This window comes from Xanthobacter autotrophicus (genome assembly GCF_029991245.1).
Classification (GTDB): domain Bacteria; phylum Pseudomonadota; class Alphaproteobacteria; order Rhizobiales; family Xanthobacteraceae; genus Xanthobacter; species Xanthobacter autotrophicus_C.
Genome location: NZ_JAIVFO010000041.1, coordinates 1 through 24,812, shown reverse-complemented (window position 1 = coordinate 24,812; position 24,812 = coordinate 1). Strand labels below are relative to the sequence as shown.

Annotated in this window: 17 protein-coding genes, 1 pseudogene and 1 riboswitch; of the genes and pseudogenes, 8 read left to right on the top strand and 10 right to left on the bottom strand. The window is 69.4% G+C overall.

Annotated features, from left to right (window positions below; all coding sequences use genetic code 11):
- Positions 1-64: 64 nt before the first annotated feature.
- Positions 65-712, top strand: a complete 648-nt coding sequence (locus K9U41_RS09385; protein ID WP_282640576.1) for an alpha/beta hydrolase — start codon at positions 65-67, stop codon at positions 710-712.
- A 20-nt stretch (positions 713-732) separates the two neighbouring features.
- Here the strand turns inward: K9U41_RS09385 and dxs are convergent, their stop codons facing one another.
- The 3 genes from dxs to K9U41_RS09370 all read right to left on the bottom strand — a co-directional run bounded on the left by dxs (position 733) and on the right by K9U41_RS09370 (position 4,974).
- Positions 733-2,664 (bottom strand): 1-deoxy-D-xylulose-5-phosphate synthase, encoded by a 1,932-nt coding sequence (gene dxs / locus K9U41_RS09380; protein ID WP_282640575.1) that lies wholly within the window; start codon positions 2,662-2,664, stop codon positions 733-735.
- Between the two features lie 134 nt (positions 2,665-2,798).
- On the bottom strand, positions 2,799-3,683 hold the full coding sequence (locus tag K9U41_RS09375) for a glycosyltransferase family 2 protein (protein ID WP_282640574.1): 885 nt from the start codon (positions 3,681-3,683) through the stop codon (positions 2,799-2,801).
- A gap of 154 nt (positions 3,684-3,837) precedes the next feature.
- Positions 3,838-4,974, bottom strand: coding sequence for a glycosyltransferase family 9 protein (locus K9U41_RS09370; RefSeq protein WP_282640573.1), 1,137 nt, complete (start codon positions 4,972-4,974; stop codon positions 3,838-3,840).
- Positions 4,975-5,382: 408 nt separating this feature from the next.
- On the opposite strand from K9U41_RS09370, the gene K9U41_RS09365 reads away from it, so the two are divergent.
- Positions 5,383-6,717 (top strand): hypothetical protein, encoded by a 1,335-nt coding sequence (locus K9U41_RS09365; protein WP_282640572.1) that lies wholly within the window; start codon positions 5,383-5,385, stop codon positions 6,715-6,717.
- A 15-nt stretch (positions 6,718-6,732) separates the two neighbouring features.
- Positions 6,733-7,323 carry a protein-S-isoprenylcysteine O-methyltransferase gene (locus tag K9U41_RS09360; protein ID WP_282640571.1) on the top strand — a complete coding sequence of 197 codons (591 nt, stop codon included), beginning with the start codon at positions 6,733-6,735 and terminating at the stop codon, positions 7,321-7,323.
- 49 nt (positions 7,324-7,372) lie between these two features.
- On the opposite strand, the gene K9U41_RS09355 is transcribed toward K9U41_RS09360, so the two are convergent.
- The gene (locus K9U41_RS09355; RefSeq protein ID WP_282640584.1) at positions 7,373-7,603 is read right to left on the bottom strand and encodes an exodeoxyribonuclease VII small subunit; all 231 of its coding nucleotides are present in this window, start codon (positions 7,601-7,603) and stop codon (positions 7,373-7,375) included.
- A gap of 298 nt (positions 7,604-7,901) precedes the next feature.
- Between K9U41_RS09355 and K9U41_RS09350 the strand changes: the two genes are divergently transcribed.
- Both K9U41_RS09350 and hisG read left to right on the top strand, forming a co-directional pair.
- Positions 7,902-9,080, top strand: coding sequence for an ATP phosphoribosyltransferase regulatory subunit (locus tag K9U41_RS09350; RefSeq protein ID WP_282640570.1), 1,179 nt, complete (start codon positions 7,902-7,904; stop codon positions 9,078-9,080).
- On the top strand, positions 9,077-10,051 hold the full coding sequence (gene hisG, locus K9U41_RS09345) for an ATP phosphoribosyltransferase (protein ID WP_282640569.1): 975 nt from the start codon (positions 9,077-9,079) through the stop codon (positions 10,049-10,051). The genes K9U41_RS09350 and hisG overlap by 4 nt, the downstream gene beginning before the upstream one ends.
- A gap of 66 nt (positions 10,052-10,117) precedes the next feature.
- Here the strand turns inward: hisG and K9U41_RS09340 are convergent, their stop codons facing one another.
- A complete protein-coding gene (locus K9U41_RS09340) occupies positions 10,118-10,408 on the bottom strand; it encodes a hypothetical protein (protein ID WP_282640568.1) in 291 nt (96 codons plus the stop codon).
- 292 nt (positions 10,409-10,700) lie between these two features.
- Here K9U41_RS09340 and pepN point away from each other — a divergent pair, with 292 nt between their 5' ends.
- Positions 10,701-13,331: an aminopeptidase N gene (pepN, locus tag K9U41_RS09335; RefSeq protein ID WP_282640583.1), complete on the top strand. Its 2,631-nt coding sequence runs from the start codon at positions 10,701-10,703 to the stop codon at positions 13,329-13,331.
- A gap of 234 nt (positions 13,332-13,565) precedes the next feature.
- Here the strand turns inward: pepN and K9U41_RS09330 are convergent, their stop codons facing one another.
- The 5 genes from K9U41_RS09330 to thiC all read right to left on the bottom strand — a co-directional run bounded on the left by K9U41_RS09330 (position 13,566) and on the right by thiC (position 23,007).
- Entirely contained in the window at positions 13,566-16,532 is a 2,967-nt protein-coding gene (locus K9U41_RS09330; RefSeq protein ID WP_282640567.1) for a bifunctional [glutamine synthetase] adenylyltransferase/[glutamine synthetase]-adenylyl-L-tyrosine phosphorylase, read from the bottom strand.
- A 154-nt stretch (positions 16,533-16,686) separates the two neighbouring features.
- Positions 16,687-18,075, bottom strand: a complete 1,389-nt coding sequence (locus tag K9U41_RS09325; protein WP_282640566.1) for an ATP-binding protein — start codon at positions 18,073-18,075, stop codon at positions 16,687-16,689.
- A gap of 292 nt (positions 18,076-18,367) precedes the next feature.
- On the bottom strand, positions 18,368-19,084 hold the full coding sequence (locus K9U41_RS09320) for a winged helix-turn-helix domain-containing protein (protein WP_269149869.1): 717 nt from the start codon (positions 19,082-19,084) through the stop codon (positions 18,368-18,370).
- Positions 19,085-19,332: 248 nt separating this feature from the next.
- Positions 19,333-20,925 carry a Do family serine endopeptidase gene (locus K9U41_RS09315; RefSeq protein WP_282640565.1) on the bottom strand — a complete coding sequence of 531 codons (1,593 nt, stop codon included), beginning with the start codon at positions 20,923-20,925 and terminating at the stop codon, positions 19,333-19,335.
- Positions 20,926-21,132: 207 nt separating this feature from the next.
- Positions 21,133-23,007 (bottom strand): phosphomethylpyrimidine synthase ThiC, encoded by a 1,875-nt coding sequence (gene thiC / locus K9U41_RS09310; RefSeq protein ID WP_282640564.1) that lies wholly within the window; start codon positions 23,005-23,007, stop codon positions 21,133-21,135.
- A gap of 80 nt (positions 23,008-23,087) precedes the next feature.
- A riboswitch (TPP riboswitch) is annotated at positions 23,088-23,236 on the bottom strand.
- 166 nt (positions 23,237-23,402) lie between these two features.
- Here thiC and K9U41_RS09305 point away from each other — a divergent pair.
- Entirely contained in the window at positions 23,403-24,197 is a 795-nt protein-coding gene (locus K9U41_RS09305; RefSeq protein WP_282640563.1) for a thymidylate synthase, read from the top strand.
- Positions 24,198-24,378: 181 nt separating this feature from the next.
- Positions 24,379-24,812, top strand: a pseudogene (locus K9U41_RS09300) (hypothetical protein); the annotation flags it as partial.

Here is a 24,812-nt window from a genome sequence, read left to right as displayed (position 1 = left end):
TGGTCCTATCATGGAAGGGTCGATCGGAATGGGGGATCGACCGATGGGCTTCCGGGGGCTTACCGTGCACAACTCCAGCGGACTTCAGCGAAGCGGCAATCATCGCCGCGTCCGTCTCCTTGCTTTCGGGCTGGCCGTAGGCGTCGGCGTTCTGGGAGCGGCCTTGGATCGCGCAGCAGCGCAGGCGGGAAAACCGCGCGCGACGGCCATCCTCGTCCCTGGCGCCGGCGGCGCCGTCCCTTCCGACTTCCTGATCCGCAACCGCGCCGCGCTCGAACAGCGCGGCATCGCGACCATCGTGGCCCAGGGCAATGTCGGGGCTGCGGTGGCCTCCGCCAGCCGGCCGGTGGTGGTTGTGGGCATGAGCCGAGGCACCCTGGCGGCGGCGGCAGGGAGTAGCCGCGCCAACGGGCTCGTCCTCGTGTCGGGGCCCCTGATGCCCGGACCCGCGCCCAACTCGGTCAAGGCGGTGGCAGGCTCGCCGTCGGCCTTGCCGGCCACGCTGATCGTGCACAACCCCAACGACGCCTGCGCCAGCACGCCCGCGTCTGGGGTCGCGCCGTTTCAGGCCTGGAGCGGCAAGGCGCAAATCGCCTGGGTCAATTCAGGACCAGGGCAGGGCAATCCGTGCGGCCCGTTCGCGGCGCATGGCTTCGCGGGCAATGACGATGCTGCCGTTTCGGCCATCGCGAGCTTCATCCTCTCGCGATAGCCGGGGCCGCGCCCCTCCCCTCACCCCGCCTTGTGCAGGCTCACCCCGGCCTTGGCCTTGCCCAGCAGCCCTTCCACCTTGGCCACGATGGCGTCGGCGTCGAGGCCGGCCTGGGCGAGCTGGCGGCCCTGGGTCTCCTGGTCGATGTAGATGTCGGGCAGCACCATGGCGCGCACCTTCACGGTGCCCCGGTCCAGCAGGCCCTCGTCGGTGACCAGCTGGAGCACGTGGCTGCCGAAGCCGCCCACCGAGCCCTCTTCCACCGTGACCAGCGCGCCATGGCCGGCGGCGAGCTTCAGCACCAGCTCCCGGTCGAGGGGCTTGGCGAAGCGGGCGTCGGCCACGGTGACAGCGAAGCCGGCCGCCTCCAGCCGCTCGGCGGCGTCCAGGCAGGCGGCAAGGCGGGTTCCGAGGGAGAGCAAAGCAATGTCGCCCTCTCCGGTTCCGCGCACGATGCGGCCCTTGCCGATGGGCAGGACTTCACCCCGGTCGGGCCGCTCCACGCCCACGCCTTCCCCGCGGGGGAAGCGCACGGCGATGGGGCCATCGTCATAGGCCACGGCAGTGGCCATCATGTGCACCAGTTCGGCCTCGTCGGCCGGGGCCATCACGGCCATGCCGGGCAGGCAGGCGAGGAAGGCGATGTCGAAGGCGCCCGCATGGGTCGCCCCGTCCGCGCCCACGAGGCCGGCGCGGTCGATGATGAAGCGCACGGGCAGGCCCTGCAGCGCCACGTCGTGCACCACCTGGTCGTAGGCCCGCTGGAGGAAGGTGGAATAGAGCGCGCAGAACGGCTTGAAGCCTTCCGCCGCGAGCCCGGCCGCGAACGTCACCGCATGCTGCTCGGCGATGCCCACGTCGAAGGTGCGCTCGGGATAGACCTGCCCGAACAGGTCCAGCCCCGTGCCCGACGGCATGGCGGCGGTGATCGCGACCACCTTGGGATCGCGCCGCGCTTCGGAAATGAGGCTCTCGGCGAACACGCGGGTGTAGGACGGCGCGTTGGACTTGGCCTTCACCTGGGCGCCGGTCACCACGTCGAACTTGACCACGCCGTGATACTTGTCGGCGCTGGCCTCGGCGGGGGCGTAGCCCTTGCCCTTCTGGGTCACCACATGGACCAGGATGGGGCCGGTCTTGGCGTCCCGCACGTTCTTCAGCACGGGCAGCAGGTGGTCCAGATTGTGCCCGTCGATGGGGCCCACATAATAGAAGCCCAGTTCCTCGAACAGGGTGCCGCCGGTCCAGAAGCCGCGGGCGAATTCCTCGGCCCGCGCCGCGCCGCGCTCCACGAACTTGGGCAAATGACCGGCGATCTGCTTGCCGATCTCCCGGAGCGAGCGGTAGGTCTGCCCCGAAATCAGCCGCGCCAGATAGGCCGACATGGCCCCCGTGGGCGGGGCGATGGACATGTCGTTGTCGTTGAGAATGACGATGAGCCGGCTGTCCATGGCGCCGGCATTGTTCATGGCCTCATAGGCCATGCCGGCGGACATGGCGCCGTCGCCGATCACGCACACCACGTTGCGCTCTTCCCCCGACAGGTCGCGCGCCACCGCCATGCCGAGGCCGGCGGAGATGGAGGTAGAAGAATGCGCCGCTCCAAACGGGTCGTATTCGCTCTCCGCCCGCCGGGTGAAGCCCGAGAGGCCACCGCCCTGGCGCAGGGTGCGGATGCGGTCGCGCCGGCCGGTGAGAATCTTGTGGGGGTAGCACTGGTGGCCCACATCCCAGATCAGGCGATCATGGGGGGTGTTGAACACATGGTGCAGGGCCACCGTCAGCTCGACCACGCCCAGGCCCGCGCCTAGATGCCCGCCGGTGACGGAAACGGCATCGATGGTCTCCGCGCGCAGTTCGGCGGCGAGCTGGGCCAGCTTGTCCTGGGGCAGGCGCCGCACGTCGGCGGCATCACGGATGGTATCGAGCAGCGGGGTCTTCAGCAAAGTCACGGACAACTCCGTCCGGAACGAACCGGGAAAATGAGCCTTACACACGCGCGCGGTGGCATGCAACGGACAAGGCCGAGGGGCAGGCAGTCAGCAGGCGGCCCCTTCCCCCGGCGATGCGAACGTCCGCCTGTGCCTCATACGTGCGCGGGCGGCGTTCGGCGCACGTCATCGAAACATCCCGCCATTTTTCCGGTCCGGATGGCGAAGCGGTGCAGATCAAGGCACGCCAGCGCCAGCACGCAGCCTCCGGCGAGCTTGGCGATCTGGGCGAAGGTCGCGCGCGAGCGGCCGTATTTTTCCAGCACATAGCGCTCCGACTGCATCTTGGCGCGGTTGACCCGGAAGGTCTGGCCGAACGAGGGCGCGCTGGAGCGCCCACCCGCATGGGTCACCCGCGCCGCCGTCACCACAATGATGGGAATGCGCCGGGCGATGGCGCGCAGGGAGAGGTCATCATCCTCATGGTAGAGGAAGATGGCCTCGTCGAAGCCGCCGAGGGCGAAGAAGGCGTCCCGCGCCATCATGAAGGCGGCGCCGTGGACGAAGCGGGTGCAATAATCCCCGGCGATCTCGTCGGGCGACAGGCGCAGGCGGCGCGGCACCTTCTCCAGGATGGAGCCTTCCTTGCGCATCAGCCGGCCGTTCTCGCCCACGATGGCCGGCATCAGGATGGCCGGATCGCCATAGCGGCCAGCGGCGGCGAGGAGCGCCGGCAGGGTATCGGCGTCCAGCACCGCGTCGGGATTGAGGAACAGCACGTAGGGCGTGGCCGCCCGCCGCGCGCCGGCGTTGCAGGCGGTGCCGAAGCCCGCATTGGCCGGCATTTCGAGAAGATCCACCGGCCGCGACAGGCCGGCCCGCCAGGAGGTGCCCTCGGGGCTTGCATTGTCCACGATCACCACCGGGCACTCTTCCGGCACGCTTGCCACTGCCCGGCCGATCACCGCGCCGCTGTTGTAGGTGACGAACACCACGGTGACGGCGGACAAGGGGGAACCGGTGGACGGATCGGCGGACACGAGACCCTCGCAACTGGCGCGCTTTCGCACGAAGTGGATACCGCTTTGCGCGACGAACACACGTCAACACGGCAATCGAGAACGACTGTTGTGAGCCGCGGCGAAGCGCGGTCGCCCCAGCGGACAGGTGGTCGCCCGCCCGGTCTTCCTGCCTTCAGGAGGCCGCGAACACAAGCTCCGGCTGCAGCGCGGTGCGCAGGCGCTTCAGTTCGGGATGGGCGGCAACACCGGACATGGCGGAAAGCACCGCCTCGGGATCGATCACGCTCATGCACCGGCGCTGGTATGGGCACAGGGGCTCGGAGGGCAGCCCGCACGGCGCGCAGCCGGCACCGGCATGCACCACCACGGTGGCCGGGCCCACGGGCGCCCAGACGCGGATATCGGCAAAGCCGGAGAACAGCGCAACGGTGGGCACACCGATGGATGCGGCCAGATGGGTGGTGCCCGTATCCACCCCGACGAAAGCGGCGGCGGGGCGCATCAGCGCCGGGAGGTCGGCGAGGTCCACCTGGCCCACGAAATCCCGCAGCCGGCCCGGCGGCAGCGCGCTGGCGATCCGCGCCACCGTCTCGGCCTCCTCGCCCCGTCCGATGACGGCGATGTCGAGGCTGGTGCGCTCCACCACGACAGACGCGAGGCCGATCCAGCCCTCAGCGGTCCAGCCCTTGATGCCGAGCCGCGTTCCCGGCGCGAGGATCACGCAATTCTGCGTCTTCCCCACCGGAACGGAGCCGGCCGCGAACCGTGCCGTCTCGCCCCGCATGTCGCGGGCATGCACCAGCGCTTCCACCAGCAGCACCAGCCGGGTGGAGGCATGGGTCATCGCCGGCCACGGCTTGCGGCGCATGCAGCGCTCCATCTCCGGCAGCGCGATATCGAGGGGAAAGGGATTGGATGGGTCGGCGAAACCGGCGCGGACCTTGGCATCGAGGCCCCAGAGCAGCGCCCGCGCCTCGTCCTCCTGCCTCAGGTCGATGACGATGTCGTGGGCCGGCAGCCCCATCGCCTTGAGTTCGCTCACGTCGTCCGCGTTGGCGAAGCGCGGCGCCTGCATGCGGGCGCCGAAGAAATCGAAGCTGTAGACCGCCGCGAACAGGCCCGTGGAGCGCGCCAGTTCCACCACGAACGGCGCGCAGAGCAGCGAGATGGCCGAGGCGGGAAACGCCGCCCGCAACCGCTCCACGGCGGGCAGCGCGGTGATGAAGTCGCCGATATGGTCGAGCTTCACCACCAGAATGGACGGGGACGGACCGAGCGCGCGCAGCGTGTTGGAAGGGCTGGTCCACACCTGTGCCGCCGGCGCACCCAGGGGAGCGACCCGAGGCTTCCTGGGTTTGCCTCCGCGGAAAATATCACGCAGCTTCATGACGGCAGGTCCGGCGCGAACATCACGGGATGGAACGAGTAAAGCGCACCGGTCTTAGCCCGAAAACGCTACCGTGGGCCAGTATGGCATTCTTGTGTGGTGTGCAAATGCCATCCTGCAACCAGATCTTCTCGCCCGACCACTCCCCTGCGTCTGCCGCACACGGAATGGTCCGCTCAGAACGCGCGGCAATATGGTCAGTGTGACTGTCTCTTCTTGTTGTCACCGACCGTTTTGCCGCCCCGGTTGTTTCAACCCTGGCGCGATGGCGGTCCACGCCGCCATCGGCGCACTGGCCATCCCCCAGGGTTTTCGCTAGAAGGCGCCCCCATGCGGGAGGTGCCAGCAACGCGCGTCGGCCGGCGCCACGTGTTCTTCGTGGCCGGGTACGATCCCATGACGGTGGAAGGCCACCATCGCATCGTCCTGCGTGAGATGAAGCGCTTCGGCACGGTGTGGCGGGCAGCGACACGCTGCCGCGACGCCGCCCCGGTGCCAACGCCCACCGGTGCGCTCTGGCGGTCCGAGGCGGAAGGCCAGGGCTGGCACACCGCCACCACCTTCGAGATCCTCGCCTGGGACGACCTCGCCCGCGCCGACATGCAGCGGCCGGTGCGCTCCCACCTGCGCGGCTCCGTGCGGGCCATCATCGACATGGTGACCAGCGGCACGCTGCTCGCCTATTTCCGCACCAGCCGGCGCTACGGCGTCTTCTTCCTGTTCACCTATCTGCTGCTCCTGGCCTTCTGGGCGGCGGCGGTTGCGGTGGGCATCGGCGCGGCGCAATGGCTGGCGCCCCACCTGGGTGCTTTGGCGGCAGGGCTCTTCGGCGTCGCGGTGGCCCTCGCCAGCGGCCTGCTGCTGATGCGCTGGCCGGGGCGGCGCTTTCGCCTGAGGCAATCCCTCGACCTGGCGGAGTTCTCGGTGGATTTCGCCCATGGCCGCCATCCCGAAGTGGATGCGCGGGTCGCCGCCTTCGCCGAGCGGCTGCGCGCCGTGGCGGCCGAAGCCGCGCGCGAGGGCGTGGACGAGGAGGGCCTGGACGAGATCGTGATCGCTGGCCACAGCCTCGGCGCCATGCATGCGGTATCGACGGTGGCCGCCGCGCTCGATGAGGACCCGGCCTTCGGCACGCGGGTGCCGGTGCGCATCCTCACCCTCGGCAGCACCACGGCGAAGTTCGCCCTGCATCCCGCCGGCACGCGGCTGCGGGCGGCGGCGCAGCGGGTGGCCGCCGCGCCGCAGATCGGCTGGATGGAGGTGCAGTCGCGGGACGACATCGTCTCCTTCTACAAGGTCAATCCGGTGACCCTCGACCGCGCCACCTTCGCCGAGCCCCAGCTCGCGGTGGGCGATTTCGCGCAGCGTCCGCTGCTGCGGCACGTGCCGGTGCGCGACATGGTCTCGGCGGCTACCTACCGGCGCTTCTTCTTCGACGTGATGCGGCGCCACTGCCAGTGCTTCCTGGCGAGCGACATCCGCGCCCCGCACGATTTCTACGCCTATGTGTGCGGCCCGTTCGCCTTCGACGTGCTGGCCGCCCACCTCCACGCCCTTTGTGCCTATATGGCGCCGGACGGCGCCCCCCTGCCCGCCGCCCTCGACGCGGGCGGACGCCTCATGCCCGTTGTGACCATGCCCCTTCCCGACCATGCCCCTTCCTGACCAAGCGAGCCCGCAATGAGCCTCGTCCTCTTCGCCAAGATCGCCTGGGCGGTCGGCGTCGTCTCCTGGTACGTGCTGCGCATCCCCTTCCAGCGCAAGGCGAAGCGCCAGCAGGTGGCCGACGCTCGCCACCGCACCGCCCGCGACATGACGCTGCTCTCCATCTCGACGCTCGGCCTCGGGGTGCTGCCGGCCATCTACGCCCTCACCTCCTTCCCGCGCTTTGCCTCCTACACGCCGGTGCCGGCGCAGGTGGTGGCGGGGGTGCTGGTGTTCGCGGCGGCGCTGTGGCTGTTCTGGCGCACCCACCGCCAGCTCGGGCGCAACTGGTCGGTGACGCTGGAGATCAAGGACAAGCACAAGCTCATCACCTCCGGCGTCTATGAGCGGGTGCGCCACCCCATGTATTCCGCCTTCTTCCTGTGGGCGCTGGCGCAGGCGCTGCTGCTGCCCAATTTCATCGCCGGCCCGGCGGGACTGGTGGGCTTCGGCACGCTGTTCTTGTTCCGGGTGGGACGGGAGGAGAAGATGATGCGCGAGGCCTTCGGGGCCGAATACGAGGCCTATGAGAAGCGCACCAAGCGCGTCATTCCCGGCCTGTACTGAGGCGCCGGGAGGGCGCGCGAAAGCCTCGCCCGCCGCGAATGGTCCTGCCCTACCCGTCCGCATCCAGCGGCGCGGTGCCGGAAGGGCGGCCATCGGCATCGCGGGTGATGGTCTCGACGCGGGCTTCTGCTGCCCGCAACAGGGTGTCGCAGCGCATCTTCAGCGCCTCGCCCCGCTCATACATGGCGATGGACTCCTCCAGCGGCACGCTGCCCCGCTCCAGGTTGCCGACGATGGCCTCCAGTTCCGCCAGCGCCTGCTCGAAGCTGAGCTTGTCCACCCCCGCCGCGGGTCCCGCGGCCTGGCCGGCAGTTTGGCCGGCGGACTGGCCGCCCTTGGCGCTTGTTGCCTTCGCTGCATCGGCCATGGCCGCCTCCGCTGATTCCCTCTGCGCCTACCTTATACAGATCCGGAACCGGCTCACCCATGCTCCCGACTTCGAGTGGTGTCTGCGTTGGAAAGCACCCGCCCGCATCGGGCGTCCCGCCGCGTGACCTGGGATGGCGAAAATCAACCGGGGTGGCCCCGGCGCCCGCCCTTTGGTAGAAGCCGGCCAGAAATCTCAGGAAAAGCCCCTCATGTTGCCCGCGGCGTCCGCGCCCCTTCCGCCCCGCGATCCCTCAAGCCTCGAAGATGCGCTCGTCGCGTGCTTCGAGACTGCCGGCTTCTCGCGCCACGATCCGCCCATCCTCCATCCGGCGGACGCCTTCCTCGACCTGTCGGGGGAATCCATCCGCCGCCGCATGTATCTGACGGCGGATGCAGACGGCCGCGAACTGTGCCTGCGCCCCGACATCACCATCCCGGTGGCCCGCGCCGTCATCGCCGAGCGCATGCCCCTGCCGGCGCGCGTGAGCTATCTTGGCCCGGTGTTCCGCTTCCGCGGCGAGGGATCGGGCGAGTTCCGGCAGGCCGGCGTCGAGTCCTTCGGCCGCACCGATACCGAGGCGGCCGACGCGGAGATGGTTGCCCTCGGCCTCAACGCCTGCGCGCTCTACGGCGTCCCCCAGCCGGAGATCCGGCTCGGCGACGTGGGCCTGTTCGCCGCGCTGCTGGAAGCGCTCCCCCTCGCCCCGGCCCTGCGCCGGCGGCTGCTGAAGGATTTCGGCCAGAGCCGGCTCGATGCCGATCTCGGCCACCAGAGGGCGCGCCCGCAGGAAAGCGCCTCCGCCCACGCCGGCGTGCTGGCAGCCCTCACCGGCGCCGATCCCGAGGCGGCGCGGGCGCTGATCACCGATCTCTTGTCCATCGCCGGCATCTCCACCGTGGGCGGGCGCACCGTGTCGGAGATCGCCGAACGCTTCCTGGAGCAATCGTCGCTTGAGGCCGGCGCAGGCCTGTCCGGCGAGACCGGGGAAATCCTCTCCCGCTACCTCGCCATCTCCGGCACGCCCGACGAGGCGTCCGCCCGCATGCGGGCGCTGGCGGCGGAGGCCGGCATCGATCTGTCCGCCGCGCTCGATACCTTCGACCGGCGCACCGGCTTCCTCACCGCTTTTGCGGTGAACCTTTCCGACGTGCGCTTCTCCAGCGCCTTCGGGCGGCCGCTGGACTATTACAGCGGCATGGTCTTCGAGCTGCACGACACCTTGGGGCGCACCGATGGCCCGCTGGTCGCCGGAGGGCGCTACGACAAGCTGCTCTCGCGCCTCGGCGCCGAGACCAGCGTGCCCGGCGTCGGCCTCGCGGTGTGGGTGGAACGCCTCGCCGCCCTCGCCTTCGCCCCGTTCCCTGCTGCTGTGGAGGGCGCTCGATGACCAGCCCGCTCGTTCTCGCCGTGCCCTCCAAGGGCCGGCTCCAGGAGAATGTCCACGCCTTCTTCTCCCGCGCCGGCATGCCGCTGACGCAGGCGCGCGGCGCCCGCGACTATCGCGGCGCGCTGGGCGGCGTGGAAGGGGTGGAGGTGGCCTATCTCTCCGCCTCCGAGATCGCGGCGGCGCTGGCCTCCGGCGCCGCCCATATCGGGGTGACGGGCGAGGACCTGGTGCGCGAGAACATCCTGGAGGCGGACAGCCGCGTCGCGCTGCTGGAAAAGCTCGGCTTCGGCCATGCCAACGTGGTGGTGGCGGTGCCGCAGGCCTGGATCGACGTGCGCACCATGGACGATCTCGACGACGTGGCGAGCCACTTCCATGGCCGCACCGGCCGGCGCATCCGCGTCGCCACCAAATATGTGAACCTGACCCGCGGCTTCTTCGCCCGCTACGGCATCGTCGACTACCGCATCGTCGAGAGCGCGGGCGCCACCGAGGGCACGCCGGCCTCGGGCTCGGCGGAACTCATCGTGGACATCACCACCACCGGCGCGACGCTGGCCGCCAACGCCCTGAAGGTGGTGGACGACGGCATCATCCTGAAATCGGAAGCCAATCTGGTCGCCTCGCTCACCGCCAACTGGAGCGGCTGCGCGCTTGCGGCTGCGCGGGCCATGTTCGACCGGCTGGGGGCGGAAAAGCGCGCGCGGACCATGCGCGAGGTGCGCACCCGCTTCGCGAGCTGCGACGCCTCCCTGGTGGAGCAGGCGGTGGCGCGCTATCGCTGCGTCGCACCGTTCGGCGGCCCCACCTCCTCCGGCATGCTGACCCTGCACTGCCCACCGGGAACCCTGCACGGGCTCGCCACCTTCCTGCGCGAGCAGGGGGCGAGCATGGTGACGGTCGGTCCCATCGAATATGTGTTCGCCGCGGACAATCCCCTCTTTGAGGCCCTGGAAGCGCGGCTCGGCTGATCGGGGCCCATGGTGCGAGTCTACCAACCCGTCGCCGGCGCCCCGCTGCGCCGGCGGTGGCAATTTTCACTCGTTGCCGATGCCGCGGTCACCCTGATCCAGGAACAACTGGTCGGGCTGTTCCCACTGCACGGGGGGCGCATAGGTCCTGACCCGCATCTGGATGAAGGCATCGTCGGGCTCGGCGCGCATCACCGGGGCATAGCCGAGTGGCTGGTAGCTGTACGCCGTGATATCGATTTCGTGATTGGCCTCGGCGTCTGCTTCGTCTCGTGAGCGCTGATCGGCCGCCATGGCGACACCAGCGATCAAGAGAGTGGAGGTAAGAGCAATAGCTCCGAAGGTAAGATGGCGCATTTTCATCTCCATCTAGTGCCAAACGGGCGGTTCCGTTTGGCTGGACACTTAGCTATTGCTGCGACGACATTGGAATAAGGGGCATTTTACGCAACAGTGCGTCTCATAATGCGCACCAATGGCGGGCGGTATCGGAGCCATGCGGTAGCCGCAGCGCGGCTTTAGATCGACCCGCAGGCGCCCCGCCTTCCCTCACAGGTCCGGGGGCTTTACTCTCCCTGCCCGACTGAACGCAGCCATGCGCCTCGCCCGGGAGGCGGCGGCACACGAGGCGTTGTCCGAGGAGTTCTCCATGCGTGATGCCGAGCCCAAAGCCATCCACCTCGCCGACTACCGCCCACCGGACTGGCTGGTGGACAAGGTGGAGCTGGACTTCGCGCTTCACCCCTCCCAGAGCCGCGTCACCGCCCGCCTCGCGCTGCGCCGCAACCCGGACGGAACCGCCGGCGCGCCGGTGGAATTGGAGGGTGACGGCCTGACCCTGGTGCGCCTCGCCATCGACGGCACGCCGCTGGCCGGCCCAAGCTTCGAGGCGAGCCCCGCGCGCCTCACCCTCGCCCATCCGCCGGCCGACGCCTTCGTGCTGGAGGTGGAGACGCTGGTGGACCCCACCGCCAACACCCAGCTCATGGGCCTCTACCGCACCTCGGGCAATTACTGCACCCAGTGCGAGCCCGAAGGCTTCCGCCGCATCACCTATTATCCCGACCGGCCGGACGTGCTCTCGGTCTTCACCACCCGCATCGAGGCGGACAAGGCCGAGGCGCCGATCCTGCTCGGCAACGGCAATCTGGTGGAAAGCGGCGACATTCCCGGCACCTCGCGCCATTTCGCCGTCTGGCACGACCCGTGGCGCAAGCCCTCCTACCTGTTCGCTTTGGTGGGCGGGAAGCTCGCCAAGGTCGCCGACAGCTTCGTCACCGCTTCCGGCCGCACGGTGGAGCTGGGCATCTATGTGGAGGAGGGCAAGGAGGCCCGCGCCGGCTATGCCATGGACGCGCTGAAGCGCTCCATGCGCTGGGACGAGGAGGCCTTCGGCCGGGAATACGACCTCGACGTGTTCAATATCGTGGCCGTCTCCGACTTCAACATGGGGGCCATGGAGAACAAGGGCCTGAACGTCTTCAACGACAAATACGTGCTGGCGACCCCCGAGACCGCCACCGACGCCGACTATTCCGGCATCGAGGGCGTCATCGCCCACGAATACTTCCACAACTGGACCGGCAACCGCATCACCTGCCGCGACTGGTTCCAGCTGTGCCTGAAGGAAGGCCTCACCGTCTTCCGCGACCAGGAATTCTCCTCCGACCAGCGCTCGCGCCCGGTGAAGCGCATCGCCGACGTGCGCATGCTCAAGGCGGCCCAGTTCACCGAGGATTCCGGCCCCCTCGCCCACCCGGTCCGGCCTGAAACCTATCGCGAAATCAATAACTTCTACACCGCGACCGTCTATGAGAAGGGCGCCGAGGTGGTGCGCATGCTCAAAACCCTCCTGGGCGAGGAGGGCTTCCGCAAGGGCATGGACCTCTATTTCGAGCGCCATGACGGGGATGCGGCCACCATCGAGGATTTCGTCGCCTCCTTCGCCGACGCCACCGGCCGCGACCTCTCCCAGTTCGCCCTGTGGTACGCCCAGTCGGGCACGCCGCTGCTCACCGTGAGCGGCAGCTATGACAAGGAGGCCGGCACCTTCCGCCTCGACGTGAAGCAGTCGGTGCCGCCCACGCCGGGCCAGGGCGACAAGAAGCCCATGCTGATCCCGCTGGCCCTCGGCCTGGTGGGACCGGACGGGCGCGACATGCCGCTGACGCTGGGCAACACGCCGGTGGAGCACGGCGTGATCGAGGTGAAGGAGGCCGCCCAGAGCTTCCTCTTCACCGGCCTTGAGGCGCGGCCCGTGCCGTCGCTCAACCGGGGCTTCTCGGCGCCGGTAAACCTCGTCAGCGACCTCACCGAGGCTGACCGGGTCTTCCTCGCCGCCCATGACGGCGACCCGTTCAACCGCTTCGATTCGCTCCAGCGCATCGCCCTTGAGCTGCTCAAGACCGGTGCCCGCTCCGGCACGCTTCCCGCGCCGGACGCTCTCATCACGGCGACAGGCGCGGTGGTGGCCGATACCGCGCTCGATGCCGCCTTCAAGGCGCAGGCCCTCGCCCTCCCCGGCGAGAGCGAGGTGGCGCGCGAGCTGGGCAGCGATGTCAATCCCGACGCCGTCTATGCCGCCCGCAAGGCGCTGCGGATCGCGGTCGGAACCGCCCTCGCGGCGGACTTCGGCCGCATCTACGAGGGCGCCGCGGCCGGCGGAACCTTCGCCCCGGATGCCGCATCCGCCGGGCGGCGGGCGCTGCGGAACCTCGCCCTCGACTATCTCGCGGTGACCGGCGCGGCCGAGGGCATCGCCCGCGCCAGGGCCCAGTTCACGGCGGCGGACAACATGACCGATCGCATCGCCGCCCTCGCCGTGCTGGCCCAGCACGACGTGCCGGAGCGCGAAGAGGCGCTGGACGCCTTCTATCGCCGCTTCGAAAGCGACGCGCTGGTCATCGACAAGTGGTTCACGCTGCAGGCGCAGATCGCCTCCGAGGGCACCCTCGACCGGGTGAAGGGCCTGATGCTCCATCCGGCCTTTTCGCTGGCCAACCCCAATCGGGTGCGCTCGCTCATCGGCGCCTTCGCCGCCGCCAACCCCACCCAGTTCAACCGGCCGGATGGCGCCGGGCACGCCTTCGTGGCGGATGCGGTGCTCAGCCTCGACGGCAAGAACCCGCAGGTGGCGGCGCGGCTGCTGGCGTCCTTCAAGACGTTCCGGCAGCTGGAGCCGGTGCGGCGCGCCAGCGCCGAAGCCGCGCTGCGCAGGGTGGCCGCGACGCCGGGGCTCTCCGCCGACGTGTCCGACATCGCCACCCGCTCGCTGGGGTGAGCGGCGGCGCCCGGCCTGCCCTCTCCTGACCGGGAGAGGGTTAAAAGGGTGACAGCTCCTCGTTACCCTCTCACCCCGTCATGGCCGGGCTTGTCCCGGCCATCCACGCCCCGCGGCTGGGAGCCTCATGTCGGGCGGCGCGCCGGCGGCGCGGCGTGGATATCCGGGTGTAGATATACGGCACAGGGCCGCCCGTTACGCAGCGCGAAAGCCTGCGGGTCCCTGGCCCCAGCCTCACTCGGCCGCCAGCTCCAGCATGCGCTCGAAGATGGCGCGCACCTTCGCCTGGGTATCGGCGAGGTCGGCGTCCAGGGTGGCGAAGTCCGGCATTTCGCCGGCGCGGGCCAGGAGCGCCCGGAGCGCCGGGCTCGCGTCCACCGGCACGATGTGGGCATCCACCGCCAGCCGCAGCACCTGCGTGAGGTTCTGGTAGAGCCGGCAGGCGCGCGAGAGCACATGGGCATCTTCCGGCGGCAACAGCCCCAGCCGCGCGGCGGTGGCGAGCACGCGGGCGGTGGCCGTGTCCACGATCTGCGCATGCCCATGGGCGTGCGCCAGCACGAGATACTGGGCAAGGAACTCCACATCCACCTGGCCGCCGGCGGCGTGCTTCAGGTTCCACATGTCGTCCTCGCCCTTCTCGGCGGCGATGGAGCGGCGCATGTCGAGGATGTCCCCGGCCAGCCGGCGCGGATCGCGCGGCTGGCCCATGACGGTGCAGATCACCTCCCGCACCCTCGCCCCGAATTCGGGCTCGGCCGCGATCACGCGGGCACGGGTCAGCGCCATGTGCTCCCAGGTCCAGGCCTCTTCCCGCTGGTAGGTGGCGAAGGAGGCAAGGCGCGTCGCCACCGGGCCGGAGCGGCCGGAGGGGCGCAGCCGCAGGTCCACGTCGTAGAGCTTGCCGGCATTCGTGAGCGAGGTCAGCGCGGTGACGAGGCGCTGGGTGAAGCGGGCGAAATACTGCGCGCCGGTGAGCGGGCGCGGGCCGTCGGAGGTGGGGTCGGCATCGGCGTCGAAATCATAGAGCACGATGAGGTCGAGGTCGGACCCCGCCGTCATCTCCCGCCCGCCGAGCTTGCCCATGGCGAGCACCGCCGTCTGCGCGCCGCCGATGGTGCCGTGGGCCTCCCGGAAGCGGGCCCAGACGCGGCGGTGCAGCGCGCGGATGATCACCTCGGCCAGGGTTGCATAGGCCTCGCCCGCCCGCGCCGCCTCCAGCGTGCCGGAGGCGATGCGCACGCCGATGAGCACGTGCTGCTCCTGCCGGAACCGGCGCGCGCGGTCGAGCTGCTCCTCGTCGGTATCGGCGGTGTCGAGCAGGTGCTCCAGATGGGCGGAGAGGCCCGCCTCGTCCGGCAGCACGTCGAAGAAGGCGGGATCGAGAAGCGCGTCGGTGAGGGAGGGCCGGCGCGCCAGCGTCTCGCCGAGGCGTGGCGCGGCGGTGAGGATGGTGGCGAGCAGCCGCACCAGGTCCGGATGCCGGTCGAGGGCGGCCAGAAGCTGCGGGCCGGGCAGGTCGCTCAAAAAGCGGTCGGCAGCGGCCAGCGCCCCGTCGGGATCGCCGCCACGTGCCAGCGCCTCCAGCATCAGCGGAACGATGCGGGCCAGGTGGGCGCGCGCGCTCTCGCCCTTCAGCGCGCGCGGCCCGCCGGACAGCCAGCGCCGGACCATGCCGCTGGCCGCCGCCGGATCGCGAAAGCCGAGGCGGGACAAGGCGGCCAGCGTCTTGCGGTCGTTCTCGTCCGGCGCGAAGACGAGATCGGCGTCGAGCACGGCGGGCGGCGCGGTGTCCTCGAACAGGTTGGCGTAATGGGTCTGCACGGCCTGGAGGCGCGTCACCAGCGCCGCCGCGAAGGCGTCGCGGTCGGCATATCCCATGAAGCGCGCGAAGCCCTCCATGGCGGCGCTCTCGGGCAGGGAATGGGTCTGGGCGTCCGCCACCATCTGGATGCGGTGCTCCACCCGGCGCAGGAACACATAGGCCTCGGCGAGCACGTCGCGCACCTCCGGCTCGATCCAGCGGCGGGTGGTCAGGGCGTCCAGCGCTTCCAGCGTCCGGGAGTTGCGCAGCAGCGGGTCACGCCCGCCGGCGATGAGCTGCTGGGTCTGGACGAAGAATTCCACCTCGCGGATGCCGCCGCGCCCGAGCTTCACATTGTGGCCTTCCACCGCCACCACGTCGTGCCCCCGGAAGGCGTGGATCTCCCGCTTCATGGCGTGCACATCGGCGATGGCCTGGAAATCCAGCCCGCGCCGCCAGACGAAGGGGGACAGGTCGGCGAGGAACGTCCGCCCCACCGCCATGTCGCCGGCCACCGGGCGGGCCTTGATGTAGGCGGCGCGCTCCCAGGTGGCGCCCTCGCGCTCGTAATAATCAAGGGCGGCGGTGGTGGAGAGGGCCACGGCGGTGGAGCCGGGATCGGGACGCAGGCGCAGGTCCACGCGCAGCACATAGCCGTCCGCCGTGCGCTCCTGGAGCAGGCGCACGAGGCCCTGCGTGATCTTCACGAAGACCTGGGACGCGGACACGTCCTCGCCCAGGGGCGCCTTGTCCCTGTCGAACACCACCACGAGATCGACGTCGCTGGAATAATTGAGCTCGCGCGCGCCGTGCTTGCCCATGGCGATCACCGCGAGTCCGCAGCCGAAGGACGGGTCGGCGGAATCGGGCGGCAGCAGGCGTCCGGCGCGCGCCGCCTCGCCCAGCAGGAAGGCGAGCGCTCCGCGCACCGCCGCGTCCGCCACATCGGTCAGCGCCGCCGTCACCGCGATCAGGTCGAAGGCGCCGCCCATGTCGGCAAGGGCGATGAGGAGCGCCGCCTCGCTGCGCATGCGGCGCAGGGCGCGCATCACCTCGGCCTCGCCGCCCGTGGCGGCGGTCGCCGCGCACTGGGCCATGAGGGCGGCAAGGTGGACCTGGGGATCGCGCGCCAGGACGCGCAGCAGCCGCGCCGGCTCCGCGCGCACCAGATCGAGCAGGAAGGGCGAGCCCTCGGCCATGCCGAGGCACACGTGGTGCGCCATGGGGGCGCGCGAAAACAGCCCGTCGAGCACTGCCCGTTCCGCAGGGGCCAGACTCTCCGTGGCTTGGGAAAGCTTAATCTTTGCCGTCTCTTCATCGCCGAGGACGGGGGCTTCCCGCATCAGGACGGCGAGAGATGGCCGGTCGGCCGAATCCGGTTCGAGGGGCCCGCGCATGGTTTCATCAAAAGCATTAGGACCTTGCGTTGCGCAAGCCCTCTTCGACAATTGCAACGCTCCGGAGCGGTCGAAAGCTGCATGGTAAACAGCAAATTATCGCACCTGCGAAATGCTTAAGGCCACGCGGGACGCCACGTACGGCACCCCGCAGTTATTTCGCCGGCAAACGCAGTGTGGCGACCAGCCCGGGCGTTCCATCGGTGAAGCTGAGGTTGCCACCGTGGAGCCGCGCCACCGCGCCCACCAGCGCGAGGCCGAGCCCCGACCCCGGCCGGGTCCGGCTCGCCTCCAGCCGCACGAAGCGCTCCACCACCCGCTCGCGATCCGCCGCCGGGATGCCCGGCCCGGTATCGGCCACGGCAAGCACCGCATCACCGCCCGCCCGCGTCAGGCTGACGGCGATGCGCCCCCTGCTCCCGTCCGCCGGGCGGCCATATTTGATGGCGTTGTCGATGAGGTTGGAGACGGCCTGCGCCAGCAGTTCCTTCACCCCGTGGATGGTCACCGGCGCCACCGTGACCACGAGGTCGAGGCCCTGCTCGTCGGCCAGCGGCTCGTAAAGCTCGGAGACATTCTCCGCAATCTCGGCAAGGTCGAGGTCGCTCATGATGGCGCGGGCCTGCCCGGCCTCGGCGCGGGCGATCATGAGCAAGGCGTCGAAGGTGCGGATGAGGCCGTCGCTCTCCTCGATGGTGTCTTCCAGCGCCCCGCGCCAGTCGTCTTCCGTGCGGGCACTGCGCAGCGCCTCCTCGGAGCGGTTGCGCAGGCGGGTGAGCGGGGTCTTCAGGTCATGGGCGATGTTGTCGGAAACCTCCTTCAGCCCCTGCATCAGGCCCTCGATGCGGTCCAGCATGGCGTTCAGCGAATGGGCCAGCCGGTCGAACTCGTCCTGCGTGCCGGTCATGGCGAGGCGACCGGAGAGGTTGCCGGCCATGATGGTCTCGGCGGTGGCGGTCATGGAATCGATGCGCTTCAACACCCGCCGCGTCACGAACACGCCGCCGGCAAGGCCCAGCACCACGATGAGCAGCACCGCCCATTGCGCCGGACGGGCCACGAGGTCGCGCAGGGTGTCGCGCTCCTCGATGTCGCGGCCCACCAGCATGCGGTAGCCGCCGGGCAGGATCAGGGTCTGCACGAAGGCCACATGGCTCTTCAGGCCGGCATCGTCGGGGCGGTTGTAGGTGGTGAAGCGGGTGCCCTCCTTGTCGAGGAGGCCGATGGGCAGGTCCGAGACGTTGGTGGCCAGCACCTCGCCCTGGAAGTTGGTGATCATGTAGATGGAGGAGCCCGGCCGGCGCGTCCTGCGGTCGATGACATAGACCAGGCGCTGGATGCCGCCGATGCGGTACTGGTCGGCGAGGAACCGCACCTCCCGGTCGAGGTCGTCCGCCACCTGACCCTGGATCAGCTCGCGGGTGTGCCACGCCGTGTAGACGATGACCGATACGGCGAACACGGCGAACACCAGCAGATAGGCCGCCAGCAGCTTGAACGCCGTGGTGCGCACCAGCCGCGCGAGATGGGCGAGGAACTTCATGTCCGAAGGGTTTTCATGGGCAAAGCGTTTTCACGGGCAAAGCGTTTTCATGGGCGCCGGCCGTTCCCCGGCCCAGCGACGGCGCAGCCGGAGCGCCGAGCCGGGGGCCAGCGCAAGACTTCTGCGCAGCAGGCAAGACCAGCCGCCGTCAGATGATGAAGCGCCTTCGGCGGACTCTTCGGCTGGGTCCCGGCTCTCCTTCCCCTACGCTGCGCTGCGTTCCCGTCGGCCGGGACACGGGCGCGGTGGCTGTCCTTCCGATGCTCCGCCCGCGTCTGGCCGTTGTGCGCACTCACGCCGCACCCGCCCGCACCATGTAGCCGGCGCCGCGCACGGTGTGGATCAACGGCACGTCGAAGCCCTTGTCGATCTTGGAGCGCAGGCGGGAGACGTGCACGTCGATGACGTTGGTCTGCGGGTCGAAATGGTAGTCCCACACGTTTTCCAGCAGCATGGTGCGGGTCACCACCTGCCCGGCATGGCGCAGGAGATATTCCAGCAGCCGGAACTCCCGCGGCTGGAGCGGGATCTCCTTGCCGGAGCGGGTGACGCGATGGGCAAGGCGGTCCAGCTCCAGGTCGGACACCTTGTAGACCGTCTCCGCACCCTGGGAGACGCCGCGCCGGGACAGGGCTTCCACCCGCGCCAGCAGCTCGGTGAAGGCGTAGGGCTTGGGCAGATAATCGTCGCCGCCAGCGCGCAGGCCCTGCACCCGGTCGTCCACCTGGCCGAGAGCCGAGAGGATGAGCACCGGCGTGGTGTGCCCGCGCCCGCGCAGCTCGGTGACGAGGGAGAGCCCGTCGCGCACGGGGAGCATGCGGTCCACCACCATCACGTCGTACTTGCCGTCGAGGGCGAGGGCGAGCCCCACCTCCCCGTCGGCAGCAAGGTCCACCACGTGCCCAGCCTCGCGGAAGGCCTTGCGCAGATATTCGGCGGCGTCGCGGTCGTCCTCGACAAGGAGGAGGCGCATGGCGGTGAGGGGATCCGGATCGAGATTCGCTGTCATCACTCTAGCTCACCTTGCCGGCAGGTCCATGCGGGGGTGTCCGCTGCGCGCAACGCCTGGGCTCCCCCAACCGGGAAAAGGGGGAGGTAGCGGGCTTGCTCAAAAACATGGCGCGGGACGCCCTTGCGAGCATCCCGCGCCTTCGGAGCCGAAGCGTCATCAGGGGGGCGATGCTAACCCGCCTCGGGGTCCGAAAGACCTGCTCCGGCGGCGCCCTGCCGCCGGAGCATTCAGGTTCAGCGCAGGGTTCAGCCCTTGGCCTTGGCGTCGAGCGCGATGGCGACGAAGCGCACGCCCTGCTCGCTCTTCACCTGGATCAGCACCGCCTTGCGGTTCTCGGCCTTGGCGGCGGCGAGGCCGTCGCGGACATCCTTCGGGGTGGAGACGAGCTTGTCGCCCACCTTCAGGATCACGTCGCCGGTCTTGAAGCCGCGCTGGGCGGCAGCGCCGTTGGGATCGACGCCGGTCACCACCACGCCCTCGCCGCCGGCACCCTGCACGCTCTTGGACGGAGCGAGCTGGAGGCCGAGACGCGGCAGGTCCTTGTTGCCGCCGGTCGCGTCATCCTCGCTCTGCGGCGCGCCGGGGCGCGCGGCCATCTGCTGCTCGGTGGGCAGCTGGTCGAGGGTCAGCGACAGGGTCATGGGCTTGGTGTCGCGGATCAGCGAGAGCTTGATCTCGGTGCCCGGCTTCATCAGACCCACCTTGCGGGTCAGGTCGCGGGCGTCCTTGATGGCCTCTTCGTTCACCTTGACGATCACGTCGCCGGCCTTCAGGCCCGCCTTGGCGCCGGGGGTGTTCGGCTGCACCTGCGCCACCAGGGCGCCGTCGGTCTCCTTGATGCCGAGGCCGGAGGCGAGTTCCTCGGTCACCGGCTGGATCTGCACGCCGATATAGCCGCGGGCCACCGAGCCCTTGTCGCGCAGCTGGGCCACCACCGTCTTCACGGTCTCGGAGGGAATGGCGAAGGCGATGCCCACGTTGCCGCCCGAGGGGGACACGATGGCGGTGTTCATGCCGATCACCTCGCCGTTCAGCGAGAAGGTCGGGCCGCCCGAGTTGCCCCGGTTGATGGGGGCGTCGATCTGGATGAAGTCGTCATAGGGACCCGAGCCGATATCGCGGCCGCGGGCCGAGACGATGCCGGCGGTCACCGTGCCGCCGAGGCCGAACGGATTGCCCACCGCGATCACCCAGTCGCCGACGCGCGGGGCGCCGTCCGCGAGCTTCACCCACGGCAGGTTGGTCACGTTCTCGATCTTCAGCAGGGCCACGTCGGTGCGCGGATCGGTGCCGATCACCTTGGCGACATATTCCTTGCCGTCGGTGGTGGTCACGTCCACCTCGTCGGCGCCGTCCACCACATGGTTGTTGGTCACCACATAGCCGTCGGCGGAGATGATGAAGCCGGAGCCCTGGCCCACCACGGGACGCCCACCCCGGGATTCGCCCTTGGGGCCATTGCCGCCGCGCGGACCCATGCCCGGGCCGCCGGGACCCTGGCCGTCGCCGAAGCCGAAGCGCTTCAGGAACTGCTCGATCTGGGGCGGCACATTACCGCCGAACTGGCCGCCGAGATCCCCGCCCATGGCCATCTGGTCGTTGCCGGCGTCCTTCTTCACCTTCACCGAGACAACGGCGGGGGAGACCTTCTCGACGATGTCGGCGAAGGAGAAGGTGCCGGCGGGCTGGCTGGTGGTGATCTGCGCGGCGGCCGGGGCGTTCAGCGGCGGGACGAACTGGCCGGCCACGACGCCGGCGAGCGCGAGACCGACGACGCCGGCCAGGAGAGCCTTGCGGTGGCGCTTCGTCACGGAGGGGGTGTTGTCGGAGCGGGTCATGGGCGGTCGCATCTCTCTGTTGTCTGCCTTGCGAGCAGGTTCGAGAGGCAAGCTAAGGCGGCGAGCGTTACGGCAGTCTGGCTGCGGAATTAAGGATCGGTAATGTGGCTCACGCGTGCGTGACGGTGTGGGCGCCCTCGCCCGGCACCTGCGGCCCAACGCAAAAGGGCGGCCCGAAGGCCGCCCCGTCGTCTGCATTCGTCCCGCTCACTCCGCCGCGGCGGGGGGCGGCTCGGCCACCTCGGGCGCCGGGGTGTAGATGAGGCCCCCGCCGTCGCGGAACTTCTGCGCCATCTCCGCCATGCCGGCGGAGGCGAGATTGTCCGCCTGGGCGCGGGCGATATCGCCGGCTTCCAGCTTCAGCTCCTGCGAGATCTTCATGGAGCAGAATTTCGGCCCGCACATGGAGCAGAAATGCGCCACCTTGGCGCCCTCGGCCGGGAGCGTCTCGTCGTGGAAGCGCTCCGCCGTCTCCGGGTCCAGCGACAGCGCGAACTGGTCGCGCCAGCGGAAGGAGAAACGCGCCCGGGACAGCGCATCGTCGCGGATGCGCGCCGCCGGATGCCCCTTCGCAAGGTCGGCCGCGTGCGCCGCGATCTTGTAGGAGATGACGCCGGTCTTCACGTCGTCCCGGTCGGGCAGGCCCAGGTGCTCCTTCGGGGTCACGTAGCAGAGCATGGCGGTGCCGAACCAGCCGATCATCGCCGCGCCGATGGCCGACGAGATGTGGTCGTAGCCGGGGGAGATGTCGGTGACGAGCGGGCCGAGGGTGTAGAACGGCGCCTCGTGGCAGACCTTCAGCTGCTTCTCCACATTCTCGCGAATGAGGTGAAGCGGCACGTGGCCGGGGCCCTCGATCATCACCTGGCAGTCGTACTTCCAGGCGATCTCGGTCAGCTCGCCCAAAGTCTCCAGCTCGGCGAACTGGGCGGCGTCGTTGGCATCGGCGATGGAGCCGGGGCGCAGGCCGTCGCCGAGCGAGAAGGCCACGTCATACTGGGCGAGGATTTCGCAGAGTTCCTCGAAATTCTCGTAGAGGAAGCTCTCCTTGTGATGGGCAAGGCACCACTTGGCCATGATGGAGCCGCCCCGCGAGACGATGCCGGTGACCCGGTTGGCGGTCAGCGGCACGTAGGGCAGGCGCACGCCGGCATGGACCGTCATGTAGTCCACGCCCTGCTCGGCCTGCTCGATCACCGTGTCGCGGAAGACCTCCCACGTCAGGTCCTCGGCGACGCCGTTCACCTTCTCCAGCGCCTGGTACATGGGCACGGTGCCGATGGGCACCGGCGAATTGCGCATGATCCATTCGCGGATGGTGTGGATGTTCTTGCCGGTGGAGAGGTCCATCACCGTGTCGGCCCCCCAGCGGGTGGCCCACACCAGCTTGTCCACCTCCTCGGCAACCCCCGAGGTGACGGCGGAATTGCCGATGTTCGCGTTGATCTTCACCAGGAAGTTCCGGCCGATGGCCATCGGCTCGGTTTCGGGATGGTTGATGTTGTTGGGGATGATGGCGCGGCCCCGCGCCACTTCCTGGCGCACGAATTCCGGCGTGATGTCGGTGGGGATCGCCGCGCCGAGGCCCATGGCCTGATGGTGCGGGTGGACGCCGCCATTGGCGCGGGCGAGATTCTCGCGCGCCGCCACATATTCCATCTCGGCGGTGATGATGCCGGCCCGCGCATAGGCCATCTGGGTCGGGCGCTTGCCCGCCTTGGCGCGCAGGGGCCGGCGGCCGGTGAGGTCGAACTGGGGCAAGGTCGAGGACTGGCCGTCCTTGAGGCCATCGTCCTCGGGCTTGACCTGCCGGCCCTCCACCTCCTCCACGTCGCCGCGCTCGCGGATCCACTGGGCGCGCAGCAGCGGCAGGCCCTTGGTGAGGTCGATGACGGCCTGCGGATCGGTATAGGGGCCGGAGGTATCGTAGACCCGGACCGGCCGTTCTTCGGGCGTGGACAGGGTAATCTCGCGCATGGCGACGCGCACGTCCGGCCGGGTGGCGGAGACGAACACCTTGTGCGAGTGCGGCAGGGCGCCGGTGGTGACCTTGAGAGAGGACGTCGAGGCTTCGTCCAGCATGCGGTTCTCCTTTAAGCTTGCGCTTTCAACGAGAGCCGGGAATCGAGCTAGGAGACGGGTACGATACGGCCGTAACGCGCCGCGCGCACAAGTTCCGATCCCTTCGCCGGTATGACCCGGATCAGGTTCGAAGGGTCATCGCGGCACCGAACAGCCAAGGTTCTGATGAACACCAGGCCGACGGACTTGCGAAATCTCAGCCCCTTCCGGGACCCCCCTTGGAACGGTGCGAGTGTGTGTATACGAAAGCCCAATGTCAACGCTGCGGCGCAGCATGGGCCGGAGCGTCCATTCTGGGGACATCTGCGCCTTGTGATCCGCCGGTGATTTGAGGCCGGGCCATCCTGCCCTACATAAGGGCGAAGGGGCGCCCGGCGGCGCCCAGGACGGGCGGCATGCAGCAGTATCACGACCTTCTCCGCCGCATCCTCGACGAAGGCGTCCGCAAGGACGACCGCACCGGCACCGGCACGCTTTCCGTGTTCGGGCACCAGATGCGGTTCGATCTGGAGGACGGCTTTCCCCTCGTCACCACCAAGAAGCTGCACCTGAAATCCATCGTGCACGAGCTTCTGTGGTTCCTCGCCGGTGACACCAACGTTCGCTACCTGAAGAACAACGGCGTCTCCATCTGGGACGAGTGGGCCGACGCCAAGGGCGACCTGGGGCCGGTCTACGGCCATCAATGGCGCTCCTGGCCCACGCCTGAAGGCGGCGTCATCGACCAGATCGCGCAGGTGGTCTCGGACATCGGCCGCAACCCCGATTCGCGCCGCCTCATCGTCACCGCCTGGAACCCGGCGGACATGTCGAAGATGGCGCTGCCGCCCTGCCACTGCCTGTTCCAGTTCTACGTGCTGGAGGGCAAGCTCTCCTGCCAGCTCTACCAGCGCTCGGCGGACGTGTTCCTGGGCGTGCCCTTCAACATCGCCTCCTACGCGCTGCTCACCCACATGGTGGCGCAGGTGACCGGGCTGGGCGTGGGCGACTTCGTCCACACGCTGGGGGATGCGCACCTGTACGTGAACCATCTGGAACAGGCCCGCGCGCAGCTGGAGCGCACGCCCCGCACGCTGCCGCGCCTGTCGCTGAATCCGGCGGTCACCGACCTCTTCGCCTTCCGTTACGAGGATGTGGAAATTGTGGGCTATGATCCGCATCCGGCCATCAAGGCGCCGGTGGCGGTCTGAACCCGAGCGCGGGAGCGCGCCTTCGTCCCTGTCCGTTTTTCGGCTCGTGCGTACCGGTCGTTCCTTTGGAGCCGGTCCGGTTGGGACAACCTGATCTGGGCAGCAGTCTCCACACTCAAGACAAAGCACGTTCGATCGCTTGCGGTGCAACCCGATCGGAACGTCCTTCAGGGAGGGTCACATGGCGGATGCAGGAAGTCTTCTGGGGCAGCTCATCGGCGCTGCGCTCGGCAACGGCAGCGTGCGTGGCGGCGGTGCCGGCGGCGGCGGCCTCGACCAGATCCTCAAGAGCGTGCTGGAAGGCGCGGGACAGGGCGGGCAAGGCGCGCCCTCCGGCCAAAGCGGCGGCCTGCCGGGCGGGCTCGGCGACATTCTCGGCCAGGTGCTGGGCGGCGGCGGCGGGCAGCGCCCGGGGGGCGGTGTTGACGGCGGCGGTGCGTCCGGACTTCCCGGCGGCCTCGGCGACATCCTCGGCCAGATCCTCGGCGGCGGCGCGTCGCGAGGCGGTGATCTCTCCGGCGGCATGTCCGGCGGCAGCACCGGCGGCTCGCTCGGCGATCTCGCGGAGGCCTCCCTCGGAGGTCCGGCCACCACCTCGGCCCCCAATCCCTACCC